Annotated in this window: 16 protein-coding genes; all 16 read right to left on the bottom strand. The window is 69.4% G+C overall.

Annotated elements, in window-relative coordinates; all coding sequences use genetic code 11:
• Positions 1–32: 32 nt before the first annotated feature.
• The 16 genes from DEU34_RS11500 to DEU34_RS11425 all read right to left on the bottom strand — a co-directional run bounded on the left by DEU34_RS11500 (position 33) and on the right by DEU34_RS11425 (position 15,889).
• Positions 33–2,813 carry an FtsK/SpoIIIE domain-containing protein gene (locus tag DEU34_RS11500; protein ID WP_121150359.1) on the bottom strand — a complete coding sequence of 927 codons (2,781 nt, stop codon included), beginning with the start codon at positions 2,811–2,813 and terminating at the stop codon, positions 33–35.
• A 91-nt stretch (positions 2,814–2,904) separates the two neighbouring features.
• The gene (locus tag DEU34_RS11495) at positions 2,905–3,678 is read right to left on the bottom strand and encodes a PP2C family serine/threonine-protein phosphatase (RefSeq protein WP_121150357.1); all 774 of its coding nucleotides are present in this window, start codon (positions 3,676–3,678) and stop codon (positions 2,905–2,907) included.
• 121 nt (positions 3,679–3,799) lie between these two features.
• The gene (locus tag DEU34_RS11490) at positions 3,800–4,780 is read right to left on the bottom strand and encodes an aldo/keto reductase (protein WP_121150355.1); all 981 of its coding nucleotides are present in this window, start codon (positions 4,778–4,780) and stop codon (positions 3,800–3,802) included.
• A 67-nt stretch (positions 4,781–4,847) separates the two neighbouring features.
• Complete coding sequence (locus tag DEU34_RS11485) at positions 4,848–5,549, bottom strand: large exoprotein (protein ID WP_121150353.1); 702 nt, start codon at positions 5,547–5,549, stop codon at positions 4,848–4,850.
• 125 nt (positions 5,550–5,674) lie between these two features.
• The gene (locus tag DEU34_RS11480) at positions 5,675–6,424 is read right to left on the bottom strand and encodes a YaaA family protein (protein ID WP_121150351.1); all 750 of its coding nucleotides are present in this window, start codon (positions 6,422–6,424) and stop codon (positions 5,675–5,677) included.
• Positions 6,425–6,496: 72 nt separating this feature from the next.
• A complete protein-coding gene (locus DEU34_RS11475; protein ID WP_116647423.1) occupies positions 6,497–6,757 on the bottom strand; it encodes a F0F1 ATP synthase subunit epsilon in 261 nt (86 codons plus the stop codon).
• Between the two features lies 1 nt (position 6,758).
• Complete coding sequence (gene atpD / locus DEU34_RS11470; RefSeq protein ID WP_116647424.1) at positions 6,759–8,207, bottom strand: F0F1 ATP synthase subunit beta; 1,449 nt, start codon at positions 8,205–8,207, stop codon at positions 6,759–6,761.
• A 23-nt stretch (positions 8,208–8,230) separates the two neighbouring features.
• Positions 8,231–9,130: a F0F1 ATP synthase subunit gamma gene (locus tag DEU34_RS11465; RefSeq protein WP_116647425.1), complete on the bottom strand. Its 900-nt coding sequence runs from the start codon at positions 9,128–9,130 to the stop codon at positions 8,231–8,233.
• Between the two features lie 20 nt (positions 9,131–9,150).
• On the bottom strand, positions 9,151–10,788 hold the full coding sequence (atpA, locus tag DEU34_RS11460) for a F0F1 ATP synthase subunit alpha (RefSeq protein WP_121150349.1): 1,638 nt from the start codon (positions 10,786–10,788) through the stop codon (positions 9,151–9,153).
• A 63-nt stretch (positions 10,789–10,851) separates the two neighbouring features.
• Complete coding sequence (locus tag DEU34_RS11455; protein ID WP_121150347.1) at positions 10,852–11,643, bottom strand: F0F1 ATP synthase subunit delta; 792 nt, start codon at positions 11,641–11,643, stop codon at positions 10,852–10,854.
• Complete coding sequence (locus DEU34_RS11450) at positions 11,643–12,227, bottom strand: F0F1 ATP synthase subunit B (RefSeq protein ID WP_121150346.1); 585 nt, start codon at positions 12,225–12,227, stop codon at positions 11,643–11,645. Before DEU34_RS11450 ends, DEU34_RS11455 begins: the two co-directional genes overlap by 1 nt.
• 35 nt (positions 12,228–12,262) lie before the next feature.
• Positions 12,263–12,502 carry a F0F1 ATP synthase subunit C gene (gene atpE, locus DEU34_RS11445; protein ID WP_116647429.1) on the bottom strand — a complete coding sequence of 80 codons (240 nt, stop codon included), beginning with the start codon at positions 12,500–12,502 and terminating at the stop codon, positions 12,263–12,265.
• Positions 12,503–12,545: 43 nt separating this feature from the next.
• A complete protein-coding gene (atpB, locus tag DEU34_RS11440; protein ID WP_310793510.1) occupies positions 12,546–13,322 on the bottom strand; it encodes a F0F1 ATP synthase subunit A in 777 nt (258 codons plus the stop codon).
• Positions 13,323–13,509: 187 nt separating this feature from the next.
• Entirely contained in the window at positions 13,510–13,968 is a 459-nt protein-coding gene (locus tag DEU34_RS11435) for a hypothetical protein (RefSeq protein WP_121150344.1), read from the bottom strand.
• Positions 13,965–15,119 (bottom strand): MraY family glycosyltransferase, encoded by a 1,155-nt coding sequence (locus tag DEU34_RS11430; RefSeq protein ID WP_121150342.1) that lies wholly within the window; start codon positions 15,117–15,119, stop codon positions 13,965–13,967. The genes DEU34_RS11435 and DEU34_RS11430 overlap by 4 nt, the downstream gene beginning before the upstream one ends.
• Entirely contained in the window at positions 15,116–15,889 is a 774-nt protein-coding gene (locus DEU34_RS11425; protein WP_121150340.1) for an L-threonylcarbamoyladenylate synthase, read from the bottom strand. Before DEU34_RS11425 ends, DEU34_RS11430 begins: the two co-directional genes overlap by 4 nt.
• Positions 15,890–15,893 lie beyond the last annotated feature (4 nt).

Below are 15,893 nucleotides of genomic sequence, written 5' to 3'. Positions count from 1 at the left end.
GGTGTGACCGTAGGGGCGGGGGCTCCTCGCGGTCAAGCATCTCCGCGATCCTCGAGCGCGCCCGCGAGCACCACGCGCCGAACGTGGCCGGCGCGGTACTCCCACGCGCGACCTCTCCCCGGAACCGCGAACGGTGGGAGGTCACGGTCGCCCGTGAGCAGGCGCACGTCGGCGGCACACGACGCATCGAGGACGAGCGCATGGGCGTTTCGGATACCCGCCAGAAGACGCGGGTGCGAGAGCCAGGTCTCAGGGTCGCCGACGACGACCACCCTGCCGCCCGGCTCGGGTGCGGCGACGTCGCCCGCCCCGTCGACCTCGCGCACCCGTACGCCGGTGCGCTCCCACCGTTCCAGCACTCCCGCGGGCGGCCGCTTCACGACGAAGCCGGTCACACCGGCACCGGGCTCCCACGCCGGAGAGCCGGGATGGCTCGGCGGGCCGGCCTCGGCATCCGACGTCGCGACCTGCACCTGCCGACGCCCCACCCAGCCCCGCCCGGGCGGACGATCCGGGAGGTAGTCCGCACCGTCGCCTCCCGCCGCCACGTGCTCCGACCGCGAGGGCGTTCCCAGGACGAGTCGGCGGGAGAACAGGTCGGCGAGCCGGCCGGCCACGCCGGTGAGACGCTGCGCCGCGACGAACACGCGGATCCGAAGGTCGCCCGCGCCCCGGATCCACCGCTCGAGCTCCTCGGCGGCGACACGCCCGTACTCGCCGGGGAGCCGCCCCGCGAGAGCGTCGAGATCGTCGACGAACACCGTGGTCCCAGGCGGCGGCGGTAAGCCGGCGCCGAGCGCATCCCAGGCGGCCTCGGCGTCGGGCCCGACCCACAGCCGCGACGACTCGGGCACCTGGGCCGCGAGCGTGCGGAGGGTCGCCGACTTGCCCGAGCGTGCGCCGCCGACGATCAGGAGGCTGCGATCGGCGACCGCGAGGGGCCGTTGCCGTTGGCGGTCGGGCTCGTCGACGAGGCCGAGGATGACGGCCCCGTCTCCGGGCGGATCGAGTCGCTCGAGCGGGATCGACGGGGGCAGCGCCGGGAGCCACGGACGCCGCGTCGCGTCGCCGCCCGCACCGGCGGCCGCGGCGATGTCGGCCGGATCCGTCACCGCGATCCGCACGCGCTCCGCTCGGGCGTCGCCGGCACGACGGACGACGGCCATCCCGCGCCCACGCGCACCCCCCGGCAGCCGAGCCGCGTCGTCACTGCCCACCACAGCACGGCTGTCGTGCGCGTCGGACACACGGAGGCTGAGACGGAGAGGACAGTTCGCGATGAGGTTCTCTCGCAGCACCCCCGGCGCGCGCTGGGTTCCGATCACGAGGTGCATGCCGAGCGCCCGACCGCGCGCGGCGAGGTCGGTGAACAGAGCCTCGAGCTCGGGATGGCTCTCACGCAGGGCGGCGAACTCGTCGATCACGACCACGAGGCGAGGGAGGTCGACCTCCGAGATGTCACGCACCCCCGCGCGTGCCAGCTCCGCTTCGCGATGCCGCAGCTCCGCCCCGAGGCTCTCGATCGCACGGCGCGCCACGGCCGCGTCGAGATCGGTGATCACGCCGGTGACGTGCGGCAGGTGGGCGAGCGCATCGAACGCCGTGCCGCCCTTGAAATCCACGAGCAGGAACGACACGGTGGAGGGGTCGTAGGCGGTGCACAGAGCGGTGATCCAGGTGACGAGGAGCTCGCTCTTGCCCGAACCCGTCATGCCGGTGACGATCGCGTGGGGCCCGTCGCCGACGATGTCGACCTCGGCGTGCCGCGCCCCGGCGATGCCGATCGGTACGGGCAAGCCGGCGGGCCGGTCTTCGCGCCGCACGACACCGAGGGAGGCGAGGGCGACCGCGGGGGTGTCGGGACCGTCGGAGTCGAGGCTCGCCGCGCGCGAGGCCAGTGCGGCGGCGATGATCTCGGACTGCCGCACGGAGACCGCCTCCACCGTCACGCGCCGCGTCTGCCCACCGGACTCGACCCGAGCCTCAGCGGCGTCGACGAGGAAGACGACCGTGTCGCAGCGCGGCGGCAGCGCCTCGCCGGGCCCCGCGGAGACCAGAACGACGTCGGCCTCCGCGAGAGGCTCGCCCGCTCGACCAACGGTCAGTGCGACCGGGGCGGGCGTCTCCGCGTGCGGCAGTGAACGCATCCACGTCTCCGACGGCTCGGCGATGGCGAGGCTCCCCGGCGGACGCGCGTGGGCCAGCTGCAGCACGAGTGCACGGATGACGCCGTCCGCCACCAGCCGTGGCCCGACCACGGCGATCCCCGATCCGACGCGGGTCACCACCGGTGCCCTCGGCACCGTCTGCGCTCGGCGTGTCAGCGCGACATCATGCTCACCGCCGCCGCTGATGCGTACCGCGCTCGGAACGTCGCCGCACCCGATGACGATCGTCGTCGCCCGGTCGGGAACCGCGCGCCACGTCTGGTCGGGATGCTCGAGATACCCCGCCACGTCGGGATGCTTCGCACGCAGCGCTCTCCTCTCCCCCGCGTGACGCTCATCGACCTCCACCCCGATGCGAGCCCGAACGATCGCCGCATCCTCTCCGGCGCTCCGTCTGACGCGCCGGGCCGTTCGCGCGCCGTCCAGCACCGCGGCGACGGCGATCAGCGGGCCGAGCACCGCGAACCAGAGCGCGAAGACCGACCCCGTGATGGCCCAGAAGCCGAGCGCGCCCACGATGGGGACGCACGAGGCGAGCCAGGGGATGCCCGGCCGCGGCGGAGTCGGCGGCGGCGCCGCGAGCACGAGGGGCGCGGCGTCTACCGCCGACCGATCGGTCAGCGCGGGGACGAAGCCGGAACTCATCCCCTCAGTTCACCCGTCGAACGCGCCGATCACGTGCGCTAGACGTGCGTCTGTGGAGGGCGCAAGGAGCGGGGCCGCTGTGGAGGAGAGGTCAGTCGGACGCACGGGCGACGTCGAGCACGATGATCGTGACGTTGTCGCGTCCGCCGTTCTCGAGCGCCGCGTGCAGCATGGCCTGAACCGCGTCGGAGGGGTCGCGGTTCTCGTCGAGGAAGTGTCGGATGCCGTAGTCGGTGAGCTCTTTCGTCAGCCCGTCGGAGCAGATGACGAACCGGTCGCCGTCGACGACGTCGAGTCTCACGTAGTCGGGCTTGACACTCTCGCTCGGCCCCACCGCGCGGGTGATGACGTTGCCGTAGGGGTGGTTCTCGGCCTCTTCGGGGCTCAGCCGCCCGGAGGCCATGAGCTCCTGCACGACCGAGTGGTCGGTGGTGACCTGGGTGATCTCGCCGTCGCGGAGCAGATAGACGCGGGAGTCGCCGATGTTGAGCGTGACCCAGTGCGGCGGATTCTCCGTGGCATCCAGGAACACCCCGGTGAGGGTCGTGCCGGTTCCGTCGTCTGTCGTCTCCGGGTGGGAGATGATGTCTTTGACCGCGCGGCCGATGGCCTTCTCGATCGTCTTCGGCGAGACCCCGCCCGCCTCGACGACTCCGCGGAGGCGATCGATGGTGCTCGCGCTGGCGATCTCTCCCCCGATGTGACCGCCCATCCCATCGGCGACCACGTAGAGCGGGTAGCTGGCGAGGACGGCGTCCTGGTTGGCTTCCCGGCGACGCCCGGTGTCGGTGACCTCGGCCCAGGAGAGCACGACCTCGCCGCCGGGCAGGGACACGGTACGAGTGCGGGTCGTCACCTCGGGCACGCCACATCCTTCGGTCGGTCGACTGCGGTGCCGAACCTCGCGTTCGGCGCTCGTTCAGTGTAGTGGACGGCGTGATCGCCGCCTCGGACGCGGGACCCCTCGGATTGCGCGCGCTCGCCGATCACCCTGCCGCCGGATCCGCGATGAGCGGGAAGAGCGCGTCGATGGCGGCCACCTCGTCGGCGGACGGCTGCCAGGCGGTCGCGGCCGCGGCGTTCGCCCGCACCTGCTCGCCGCTCGTAGCCCCGGCGATGACGCTCGAGACCGAGGCCCGGGCGAGGAACCAGCCGAACGTCGCCTCCAGCATGGTGATTCCGCGCTCCTCGCAGAACGCGCGGTACGCGTCGAGGGCGTCCCAGGGCGCGTCGCGCCACAGGTGCGGTCGCGTCGTCATGATGCGGCTGGAGTCCGGTCCGCCCTCGCGCGTGAACTTGCCGGTGAGAAGACCGTTGTGGAGGGGGAAGAACGGGAAGAACCCGAGGCCGAAGTGCTCCACCGCAGGAAGCACCTCCCGCTCGGCGGCCCGCACGAGCAGGCTGTACTGGTTCTGGGCCGAGATGAAACGGACGCCGCGGTCGGCCCGGAGCTCCGCCTCGGCGATCTGCCAGCCCGCGAAGTTCGAGTGGCCGACATAGCGCACCTTCCCCTCCCTCACGAGGTCGGTCAGCACGTCGAGCGTCTCGTCGATGGGTGTATGGGGATCCGGGGTGTGCACCTGGTAGAGATCGATCCAGTCGGTCCTGAGCCGGCGGAGGGATGCTTCGACGCTCCGACGCACGGCGATGCGGGAGGCCTTCGCACCACCGTTGACCGCGGGGGCGAAGTCGGCATGACCGAACTTCGTCGCCAGGACCACCTCATCACGGCGGCCCTCGAGCGCCTCCCCCATGAGCGTCTCGGAGACGCCGAACTGCTTGCCGTAGATGTCGGCGGTGTCGAGGAAGGTGACACCGGACTCGATGGCCGACTCCAGGACCGCGCGCGTCCCTTCGAGCGTCTCGGTGCGTGTGCCCTTGCGCCCGAAGTTGTTGCAGCCGAGGCCGACCGCCGACACGAGCAGGCCGGATGCGCCCACGCGGCGCTGCGGGAGGGAGGAGGACATACCTCCACGCTAACCGCTGAACGGACGGAACCCCCCGCCGCGGTGGCGAGGGGTTCCGTCCATCGGTTCAGGGACGCGGCGGCTCGGGGGCCGTCGGCGGTTCGCCCGGGGCTCCCGGCCCGCCCGGGGCCGGCGGGGGAGGCGGCGTCGACCCGCCCGGGGCGGGCGGGGTGTAGCCGGCGGGCGGCGGCGGGTACGCGCCGGGCGCTGCCGGGCCGGAGCCGGGGTAGCCGGCGGCGCCGGCCACCGACGCGCCCGGCTGCACGGGGATGCCCTGCCAGACCGTCTTGTCGGCGAGGAACGTGTTCGCCCACGGCGACGGCGGGATGTTCGGGTTCCAGCGCGCAGAGCCGAAGGCGAGGATGCCCAGCCAGATGAGCACTCCGATCCCCGGGATCAGGAACAGCAGCAGGTAGTACCAGTCCTGGCCGAACTTGAGACCGACCCGCCAGGCGTACATGACCAGGACCGCGATCGCCACGATGCTGAAGATCCAGCCGATGACGGGGATCTGGCTGAGCACTCCGGTGGCCACCGCCGCACCGAGGACGATCCACGGCGAGACGTCGCCGAGCTTGCCGAGCACCATCGTGTTGTAGACGGGCACCCAGGCGCGCCACTTTCCCTGCACGCCGGCTTTGTCGAACACCTTCATCAAGAAGAAGGAGGCGATCACGTAGAAGATGAGGCTGAAGATGAGAATGACAGGGATCAGGATCAGAAGGAGCGCCAGGTAGGCGGCGCCTGAACCCGAGTAGTCGGAGTACATGGGGAGCCTCTCGCGAAGACGTCTGGCGTGCTTCCACGCCGCGAGGCGACTGCCCCGCGGACACATGCTAGCGATCCTGAGTGTTTCCTGTCAGCAGGTGGCCCGTCACCGGGGCGTCGCGCCACTCAGACGAGCAGCTCGGTCTCACCGACGGCGCCCTCTCGGAACCGCCACCCGGCCGCGTCCGCCCACGCCGCGAGGGCCCCCACCTGGGATATGCGGGGCCGCGTCTGGGCGAGGTCTCGCACGAGAGCGCCCTTGGCGTGCTTGTTGAAGTGGTTCAGCGCGCGGCTGACGCCGCCCTCCCCCTCGGTGACGACGCGGACGTAGGTCGACCGGATGCTGTCGGGTATCGGGCCGAGCGCGGCATAGGCCTCGGACCGCAGATCGAGAATGAACCCCGCGCCGGTGCGTGAGAGCGCGTCCTCCACGGCCGCGGCCCACACCCGTCGCAGCGGGGGCAGGCCCGGGAGCGTGGCGCCCGCCGCCAGTCGATACGGCGGGATGCGGTCCAGTGCCCCGACCGGCCCGAACGGCGCGGACTGGATGAGGACGTGGGCGCCCAGCCACCGCCGGGCCGGAGCCTCGAGGGTCTGTGCCCCCAGCGCGTCGTAGAGCACGCCGGTGTAGCGGTCGACGGCTGCCATCGTGGGTGCGTCACGGAGAGCGGCGTTCGCCGCGATCTCATGGCGTTGCCGTGCGCTGAGCTTCAGCACCCGCGCAGCGTGCTCCTCGTCGGACGACAGGTCGACCAGAGCCGCGATGACCGACTCGCGGGCGCTCGTCAGCTCCGGGAGGGCGAGCGAAGCCAGGTCGAGCGGATGACCGCTGCCACCCGGATGCTTCGTCTCGGACGGCGGGAGGAGGATCAGCATCCGGTCCTCTTTCTGCTTCGGGAACGACGAAGGCCGGTCCCGAAGGACCGGCCGACGTCGAAGGGATCCGGGTCAGGAGATCAGTGCGGCGTTCCCGGCGACGATGGTGAGCTCGTCGTTCTCCATCGACAGGAAGCCGTCCTCCGCGCGGGCGAGGATCTTCGAACCGTCCGGACGGGTGATGCGCACCTGTCCTTCGGCGAGGATCGCCAGCACGGGCTCGTGCCCCGACATGAAACCGATCTCGCCCTCGACCGTCTTGGCGACGACGAGCGTGGCCTCACCGGTCCAGAGCTCGGCCTCGGCCGAGACCAGGCTCACCTTCAGCGGCATGTCAGCCGTTCTCCTTCTGGATCTGCGCCCACTTGGCCTCGACGTCGCCGATACCGCCGACGTTGAAGAAGGCCTGCTCGGCCACGTGGTCGAAGTCGCCCTTGACGATCGCGTCGAACGACTCGATCGTCTCCTTGATCGGGACCGTCGAGCCCTCGACACCGGTGAACTTCTTCGCCATGTACGTGTTCTGCGAGAGGAACTGCTGGATGCGACGTGCGCGCGACACGACGATCTTGTCCTCCTCGGAGAGCTCGTCGACACCGAGGATCGCGATGATCTCCTGCAGTTCCTTGTTCTTCTGCAGGATCTGCTTCACGTTCGTGGCGACCCGGTAGTGGTCGTCTCCGATGTAACGGGGGTCGAGGATGCGGCTCGTCGACGTCAGCGGGTCGACGGCCGGGTACAGACCCTTCGACGCGATCTCGCGCGAGAGCTCGGTCGTGGCGTCGAGGTGGGCGAACGTCGTCGCCGGGGCCGGGTCGGTGTAGTCGTCGGCGGGCACGTAGATCGCCTGGAGCGAGGTGATCGAGTGACCGCGGGTCGAGGTGATGCGCTCCTGCAGCACACCCATCTCGTCGGCGAGGTTCGGCTGGTAGCCCACGGCGGAGGGCATGCGGCCCAGCAGCGTGGAGACCTCGGAGCCGGCCTGGGTGAAGCGGAAGATGTTGTCGATGAACAACAGCACGTCCTGCTTCTGCACGTCGCGGAAGTACTCCGCCATCGTGAGGGCCGACAGGGCGACGCGCAGGCGGGTTCCCGGCGGCTCGTCCATCTGGCCGAACACGAGGGCGGTCTTCTCGAAGACGCCCGCCTCCTCCATCTCGTGGATGAGGTCGTTGCCCTCACGCGTGCGCTCACCGACACCGGCGAACACCGACACGCCACCGTGGTCCTGCGCGACGCGCTGGATCATCTCCTGGATGAGGACGGTCTTGCCGACACCGGCACCTCCGAAGAGGCCGATCTTTCCGCCGAGCACGTAGGGCGTCAGGAGGTCGATGACCTTGATGCCGGTCTCGAACATCTGCGTCTTCGACTCGAGCTGGTCGAAGTTCGGCGCCTTGCGGTGGATGCCCCACCGCTCGCTGACCTCGACGGTCTCGCCGGGCGCGCCGTTGAGCACGTCGCCGGTCACGTTGAAGACCTTGCCCTTGGTCACGTCACCGACGGGAACCGTGATGGGGCCTCCGGTGTCGCGCACCTCCTGGCCGCGGACGAGACCGTCGGTGGGCTTCAGGGCGATGGCGCGGACCAGGTCGTCGCCGAGGTGCTGTGCGACCTCGAGCGTGATCTCGGTCGACTCGCCGTCGATCGTGATGGTGGTCTTCAGCGCGTTGTAGATGTCGGGGAGCGCATCGTGGGGGAACTCGATGTCGACGACCGGGCCGGTGACGCGCGCGACGCGCCCGACGACCGTGGTCTCGGCCTTCTCGGCGGTGAGGCTCATGGTTTCTTCTCTCCTTGTGAGGACTATTTGCCCGACGCCAGGGCGTCGGCGCCGCCGACGATCTCGGCGATCTGCTGCGTGATCTCGGCCTGGCGCGCGTTGTTGCGCAGGCGGGTGTAGTCGGTGATGAGCTTGTCGGCGTTGTCGCTGGCCGACTTCATCGCCTTCTGCGTCGCGGCGTGCTTCGCAGCCGACGACTGCAGCAGGGCGTTGAAGACGCGGCTCTGGATGTAGACCGGCAGCAGGGCGTCGAGCACCGTCTCGGGATCGGGCTCGAAGTCGTACAGCGGGTACAGCTCGCGGTCGGAGGCCTGGTCGTCGCCTTCCACCACCTCGAGCGGCAGCAGTCGGACCGACTCCGGCGACTGCGTCATCATGCTGACGAAGCGGTTGGAGACCAGGTGGATCTCGTCGACTCCCCCGTTGTCGCCGCCGCGCTCGTAGGCGTCGATCAGCGTCGCGGAGATCTCCTCCGCGGTGCGGAAGTGCGGAGCATCCGTGTCGCCGGTCCACTCGGCCTCGCTGGCCATGCGGCGGAACTGGAAGTACCCGACCGCCTTGCGACCGATGAGGTAGTACGCGACGTCCTTGCCCTGCGAACGGAGCAGCGTCGCCAGCTCGAGACCCTCGCGGAGGATCTGCGAGTTGAACGCGCCGGCGAGACCACGATCGGAGGCGAAGATCACCACCGCCGAGCGGCGGATCTCCGCGCGCTCGGTGGTCAACGGGTGGTCGACCGTCGAGTGCGTCGCGACGGCCGAGACGGCGCGCGTCACGGCTCGAGCGAACGGCGACGCCGCACGCACACGCGCCATCGCCTTCTGAATGCGCGAAGCCGCGATGAGCTCCATCGCCTTGGTGATCTTCTTGGTCGTCTGGGCAGAATTGATCTTCTGCTTGTAGACCCTGAGTTGTGCGCCCATGATTGCGTCTCCGTGCCGCTTTAGCGGCGACCCTTGACGATCTTCTCCTGGTTGATGTCTTCCGCCTCGGCCGACTCGGTCGACTCGCTGCCGGGAGCGCCGATCGACTGGCCGTCGCCCGCGCGGAACTCGAGGAGGAACTCGTCGGTCTTCTTGCCCAGTTCGTCGACGATCTCGTCGCTGAGCACGTTCTTGTCGCGCAGCGTGTCGAGGATCGTCGTGTTGCGACGCAGGTAGTCGAGCAGTTCACGCTCGAAGCGCAGCACGTCGGAGACCTCGATCGAGTCGAGCTTGCCGTTGGTGCCGGCCCAGATCGAGACGACCTGCTCCTCCACCGGGTACGGCGAGTACTGCGGCTGCTTGAGCAGCTCGGTCAGGCGCGCACCACGGGACAGCTGACGACGGGATGCGGCGTCGAGGTCGCTCGCGAACATCGCGAACGCCTGCAGCGAGCGGTACTGCGCGAGCTCGAGCTTGAGCGTTCCGGAGACCTTCTTGATCGACTTGACCTGGGCGTCACCGCCGACGCGCGACACCGAGATGCCGACGTCGACCGCGGGACGCTGGTTGGCGTTGAAGAGGTCGGACTGGAGGAAGATCTGTCCGTCGGTGATCGAGATCACGTTCGTCGGGATGTAGGCCGAGACGTCGTTCGCCTTGGTCTCGATGATCGGCAGACCGGTCATCGAACCCGCACCGAGCTCGTCGGACAGCTTCGCGCAACGCTCCAGCAGACGGGAGTGGAGGTAGAAGACATCGCCGGGGTACGCCTCGCGGCCCGGCGGACGACGCAGCAGCAGCGACACGGCGCGGTAGGCCTCGGCCTGCTTCGACAGGTCGTCGAAGATGATCAGCACGTGCTTGCCGCCGTACATCCAGTGCTGGCCGATGGCCGAACCGGTGTAGGGGGCGAGGTACTTGAAGCCGGCGGGGTCGGACGCGGGGGCCGCGACGATGGTGGTGTAGTCCATCGCACCGGCGTCTTCGAGCGCACCCTTGACGGAGGCGATCGTCGAGCCCTTCTGGCCGATGGCGACGTAGATGCAGCGCACCTGCTTGTTGACGTCGCCCGACTCCCAGTTGGCCTTCTGGTTGATGATCGTGTCGATCGCGATCGCCGTCTTGCCGGTCTGGCGGTCGCCGATGATCAGCTGACGCTGGCCGCGGCCGACGGGGATCATCGCGTCGATGGCCTTGATACCGGTCTGCATCGGCTCGTGGACGCTCTTGCGCTGCATGACGCCGGGCGCCTGCAGCTCGAGCGCGCGACGACCCTCGGGGATGATCTCGCCGAGACCGTCGATGGGGTTGCCGAGCGGGTCGACCACGCGGCCGAGGAAGTTGTCGCCGACGGGTGCGGAGAGCACCTCGCCGGTGCGGGTGACGGGCTGGCCGGCTTCGACGCCGGAGAACTCGCCGAGGACGACGACACCGATCTCGTGCTCGTCGAGGTTCTGAGCGAGTCCGAGCGTGCCGTCTTCGAACGTGACGAGCTCGTTCGCCATCACGCCGGGGAGACCCTCGACGTGGGCGATGCCGTCGGCCGCGTCGACGACGGTGCCGACCTCGGTCGCCGCCGCCCCGGTGGGCTCGTATGCGGCGACGAAGTCTTTCAGCGCGTCACGGATGACGTCGGGGCTGATGGACAGTTCTGCCATGGTCTTCCTTCGTTTGTGGGGCCGCAGCCCCCAGATCCCCGCCCGAATCGGACGGTACGTCTTCTAACCTGCGAGCCGCTGCCGCAGATCGGCGAGTCGGGTGGAGATGCTTGCGTCGATGACGTCGTCGGCGATCTGCACGCGCAGCCCGCCCACCACGTGGGGGTCGATACGCGTGTTCACCGAGATCTCGGTGCCGTACCGCGCGGACAGCGCGGCGCGGAGACGTTCGACCTGCGCATCGCTGAGGGGTGCCGCCGAGACGACCGTGGCGACGGTGCTGCCGCGCTGGTCGGCGACGAGACGCATCGCCCACTGCAGGAGCACGCGCACGCGACGGTCGCGCGGCTGCTGCACGAGCGACGAGGCGATGAGCGTGGAGGATGCGGCGGCGCGGCCCTCGAGCAGACGGGTCACGAGCGACCCCTTGGCCGACTCGTCGCCCATCCGGCTGCCCAGCGCGAGTTCGAGGTCGCCGTTCTCGGCGACGGTGCGCGAGAACCGGAAGAGGTCGCCCTCGACGTCGGCTCCGGGCTCGGCGATCGCGGCGGAACGCACCGCGAGCTCCTCGACCGCTTCGACGAGATCGGCCGTGCGCGACCAGCGCTGTGCCACCACCGCGGTGAGCAACTCGACCGACACCGGCGAGAGCACCGCTCCGAAGACGTCGGTGACGACCTTCGCGCGGGCGGTCGCGGGTGCGGCGGAGTCGGACAGTGCGCTGCTCAGCTGCGGCGAGCCGCCGATGGCGCGAGCCGCGGCGAACAGGTCGCCCGCGACGCCGAGGTCAACCCCGGCCGTCGCGTCGAGCGACGCCGCCGTCGACGACAGCGCGAGAGTGGTGGCACTGCCCATCAGGCCACCGGGCCCTGGGAGGCGCCTGCGGACTTCTGCAGCTCGGACTTCTCGAGGTCGGCCAGGAAGCGGTCGACGACCGACTGCGCCTTCTGGTCGTCGGTCAGCGCTTCGCCGATGACGTTGCCGGCCAGGTCGATCGCGAGCGTGCCGACCTCGCTGCGCAGCGACACGAGAGCGCTCTGGCGCTCCGCCTCGATCTGCGTGTGCGCGGCCGCGGTGACGCGTGCGGCTTCCGTGGTGGCGGTGTCGCGGGCCTCGGCGACGATCTTCTTGCCGTCCTCACGGGCGGCCTCGCGGATCTCACCGGCTTCCTTGCGCGCTTCTGCGAGCTGGGCCGTGTACTCCTCGAGGGCGGCCTCGGCCTGACGCTGTGCCTCGTCGGCCTTGGCGATGTTGCCCTCGATCGCAGCACTGCGCTTGTCGAGCACCTTCGTCACGCGCGGGAGCGCGTAGAAGACGACGACGAGCACGATGATGACGAAGCAGACGGCCGACCAGACGATGTCGTAGTAGGCGGGCAGCAGCGGGTTACCGCTTTCTGCTCCCTCTTCGGCAGCGAGTGTGACAAGAGCGTTCAGCATCCTGCCTCCTTATTCGTGAGTCGCGGAGAGGGAGATCAGACCGCGGCGAAGATGAACGGCGTCGCGATGCCGATCAGCGCGAGGATCTCGATGAATGCGACACCGATGAACATCGTGGTCTGCAGGCGGCCGGCGAGCTCGGGCTGGCGAGCGGTCGACTCGATCGTCTTGCCGATCATGATGCCCAGGCCGATGGCCGGACCGATGGCCGCGAGGCCGTAACCCACGGTCGCGATGTTTCCCGTGATCTGCGCGAGAACCGTCGTAGCGTCCACTGGTGTTTTCCTTTCGTTGGGCGAACAGCCGGTCAGCTGTTCGTCAGTGCTCTTCCGCGACCGCGAGCTGGATGTACACCGCGGTGAGGATCGTGAAGACGTAGGCCTGGAGCAGGCCGACGAAGATTTCGAAGAGGGTGAACCCGAAGCCGAGGGCCAGGGTTCCGGCGGCCAGCGGCGTGAGCCAGCTGGCGCTGAAGAGGAAGAACTGGGTCGCCGCGAAGAACAGCACCAGCATGAGGTGCCCGACGATCATGTTCAGCAGGAGTCGGAGGAACAGCGACACCGGCCGGGCGATGAAGGTGGAGATCAGCTCGACGACCGCGATGATCGGGATGAGGTAGACCGGCACACCGCTCGGGACGAGCGAGTTCTTCACGAAGCGTCCGACGCCGTGCTTGCGGATTCCCGCGTAGATGAAGGCCACGTACGCGGTGAGCGCGAAGACCAGGGGCGCTCCGGCCACCGACGTGCCCGGGATGTTGAGGAACGGTATGACGCTGGTGAGGTTCATGAAGGCGATCGCGAAGAACATCGCGGTCAGCAGCGGCAGGAACCGTCGGCCGTCCTTCTCGCCGAGCACCTGGAAGGCGACCTGCTCGCGAACGAACCCGAAGGCCAGCTCGACGATGCTCTGGAAGCGCCCGGGGACGACCGCCATGCGGCGCGTGCCCCAGATGAGGAACAGCACGACCAGCGCGGTGGCGATGAGCTGCACCATCGTGATGCGCGTGAAGGCGAAGGGCGTGCCTTCGAACAGCAGCGCCGGGGGGAAGAAGTCGCTGATGGAGGGCGGGTGGAACTCGTTGTCGGCCGCCATGGCGATCATCGTCGCTTGAGTCAACGGATTGGCTCCAGCTTCTCGTGCCAGCCTGAACCAGCTCGGTAAGAGTGAGAAGAATCTTTCACGGGGCCTCAGCGTCGCCGCTGCACACCAGCCGTAAAGTGTGACCCCAGCGTATCAAACCTCGGGGCCCCGACCCGCCACCGGGACGGAAATAACCCGGTCAATCCTCCGGATTGGTCTGCGGCAGGGTCGTGTCCGACACCCCGGGGAGCCTCATCCGCGACAGGACGATGAGGTCCACGACCAGTGAGGCGACGGCCGCGGCGACGAGCGCGCCGTAGAAGACGGGCGTGACGAGCCACTCCACCCGCATCAGCAGCAGGAGCGCGACGATCACCAGCACGAACTTCAGGATCCAGCCGCCCATGACCACGCCGAAGAAGATCTGCAGGTAGTTGGGCGTGCCGAACCAGTGGTTGCCGACGAGGATGCTGACCGCCGTGAGCGCCGGGAAGAGGACGCCGACGAGCGCGCCGATCACGCCGCTCCACAGGCCGTCCGCTCCCCCGACGACGACGCCGACAATGGCGGCGAGCACGACCACTCCGAGGCCGACCAGCAGCCCCCAACGGAGCGCGGTGCGCAGGACGGGCGTGCTGGAGACGGGGTTGGGACTCATGCGGGCTCCTCGAGGGGGCGGCGGCGCGACGTGCGGCGCGTGGGGATCAGGGTGACGACGAGACAGGCGACGACGCCGACGGCGCCGAAGACGATGCCGATGAGGTAGTCGCCCGGCCAGCTCATCTGCGTGCCGACGTACATCAGGAGCACGGCGATGCTGACCACCGCGGTCCACGCGTAGAAGATGAGCACCGCCTCGCGGTCGCTGTGCCCCATGTCGAGCATGCGGTGGTGGAGGTGCTTGCGGTCGGGTGAGAACGGCGACTTCCCGGCGCGCAGGCGCCGGATCACCGCGAGTCCGAAGTCGAGCAGCGGCAGGAGGACGACGACGATGGGCAGCAGGATCGGGATGAACGCACCCAGCAGCTGCGAGCGCCCGAGCTGCTCGGGGTCGAGCACCGCGGGGTCGAGCTGCCCGGTGATGGCGATGGCGGCGCTGGCCATCAGCAGTCCGAGCATGAGGGCGCCCGAATCGCCCATGAACAGCTTCGCCGGGCCCCAGTTCAGCGGCAGGAAGCCGAGGCACGCACCCACGAGCACGGCGGCGATGAACGACGCGAGGTTGAAGTACGTCGTGTTGCCGGTGTCGCGCACCAGCATGTACGTGTACGCGAAGAACACGCCGTTCGCGATGAGGCAGACGCCGGCGACGAGACCGTCGAGACCGTCGATGAAATTCACCGCGTTCATGACGACGACGATCGCGAAGATGCTCAGTCCGAAGCTCACCCAGCTCGACCCGATCGACAGGCCCCCGATCGGCAGCGAGAGGATCTGAAGCTGTCCGAACCACGCGATGATGCCCGCGGCGATGAACTGCGCGCCGAGCTTGATCATCCAGTCGAGGTCCCACAGGTCGTCGGCGACGCCGATGAGCACGATGAGCAGGGTCGCGAACAGCAGCCAGAGGACGGGCCACGGGTCGGCCCAGAAGACGGAGAAGAACGGATGCTGGCTCGAGAGCGCGAATGCGGCCACCACCCCCAGGAACATCGCGATGCCGCCGAGCCGCGGGGTCGGCGCCTTGTGCACGTCGCGATCGCGGATCGCAGGGTAGAGCTTGTAACGCAGTCCGATGCGCCAGACGGCGATCGAGAGGACGAACGTCACGATCGCGGTGAACAGCGCGATCAGGAGGTACTGCGTCACGCCGAGCCGCCGGCCGCAGCATCCGCCTCATCGTCGGTTGCGGCCTCCCGGCGATCGCGGTTCTGCGAGCCGGAATCGTCGGTCGCCTCGGAGCCGGGGAGCGGCGGGTCGGGCTCGAGCAGGTCGCCCAGCACGGCGCGCAGACGCTCGCGGTCGACCGCGCCCTCGCGCAGCACCCGCACGAGAGGCTCGCTCCCGCCGACCAGGCTCGTGGCGTCGACGATGGTCGAGGCGATACCGGTCTCGGACGGGCCCGCGTCGATGTAGACCTCGACCGAGGTCTCGAGCATGTCGCGGGCCTCGTCGATTGTCGTGGCCGCGGGGCGCCCGGTGAGATTGGCGCTCGAGACGGCGAGGGGCCCGCACTCCTCGAGCAGCTCGAGGGTGAGATTGTGGGCGGGCATCCGCACGGCCACGGTGCCGCGGGTGTCGCCGAGATCCCACGACAGCGACGGCTGGGCGGGGAGGATGATCGTCAGACCGCCCGGCCAGAACTCCTCGACGAGGCGCTCGACGGGCTCGGGGATCTCGGCGACGAGCGCGCGCAACGTGCTGACACCGGCGACGAGCACGGGCGGCGGCTGCTCGCGGCCGCGGCCCTTGGCCTGGAGCAACCGGGTGACGGCCCCGGCGTCGAACGCGTTGGCGGCGATGCCGTACACGGTGTCGGTGGGCAGCACGACGAGCTCGCCGCGGCCGATGGCCTGCCGGGCGTGGCGCATGCCGGAGAGAAGTTGTGCCTCGTCACGGCTGTCATAAACGGGTGACATGTCG

Source organism: Microbacterium sp. AG1240 (assembly GCF_003635115.1).
Taxonomy (GTDB): Bacteria; Actinomycetota; Actinomycetes; order Actinomycetales; family Microbacteriaceae; genus Microbacterium.
This window is presented reverse-complemented; position numbering and strand designations above follow the sequence as displayed.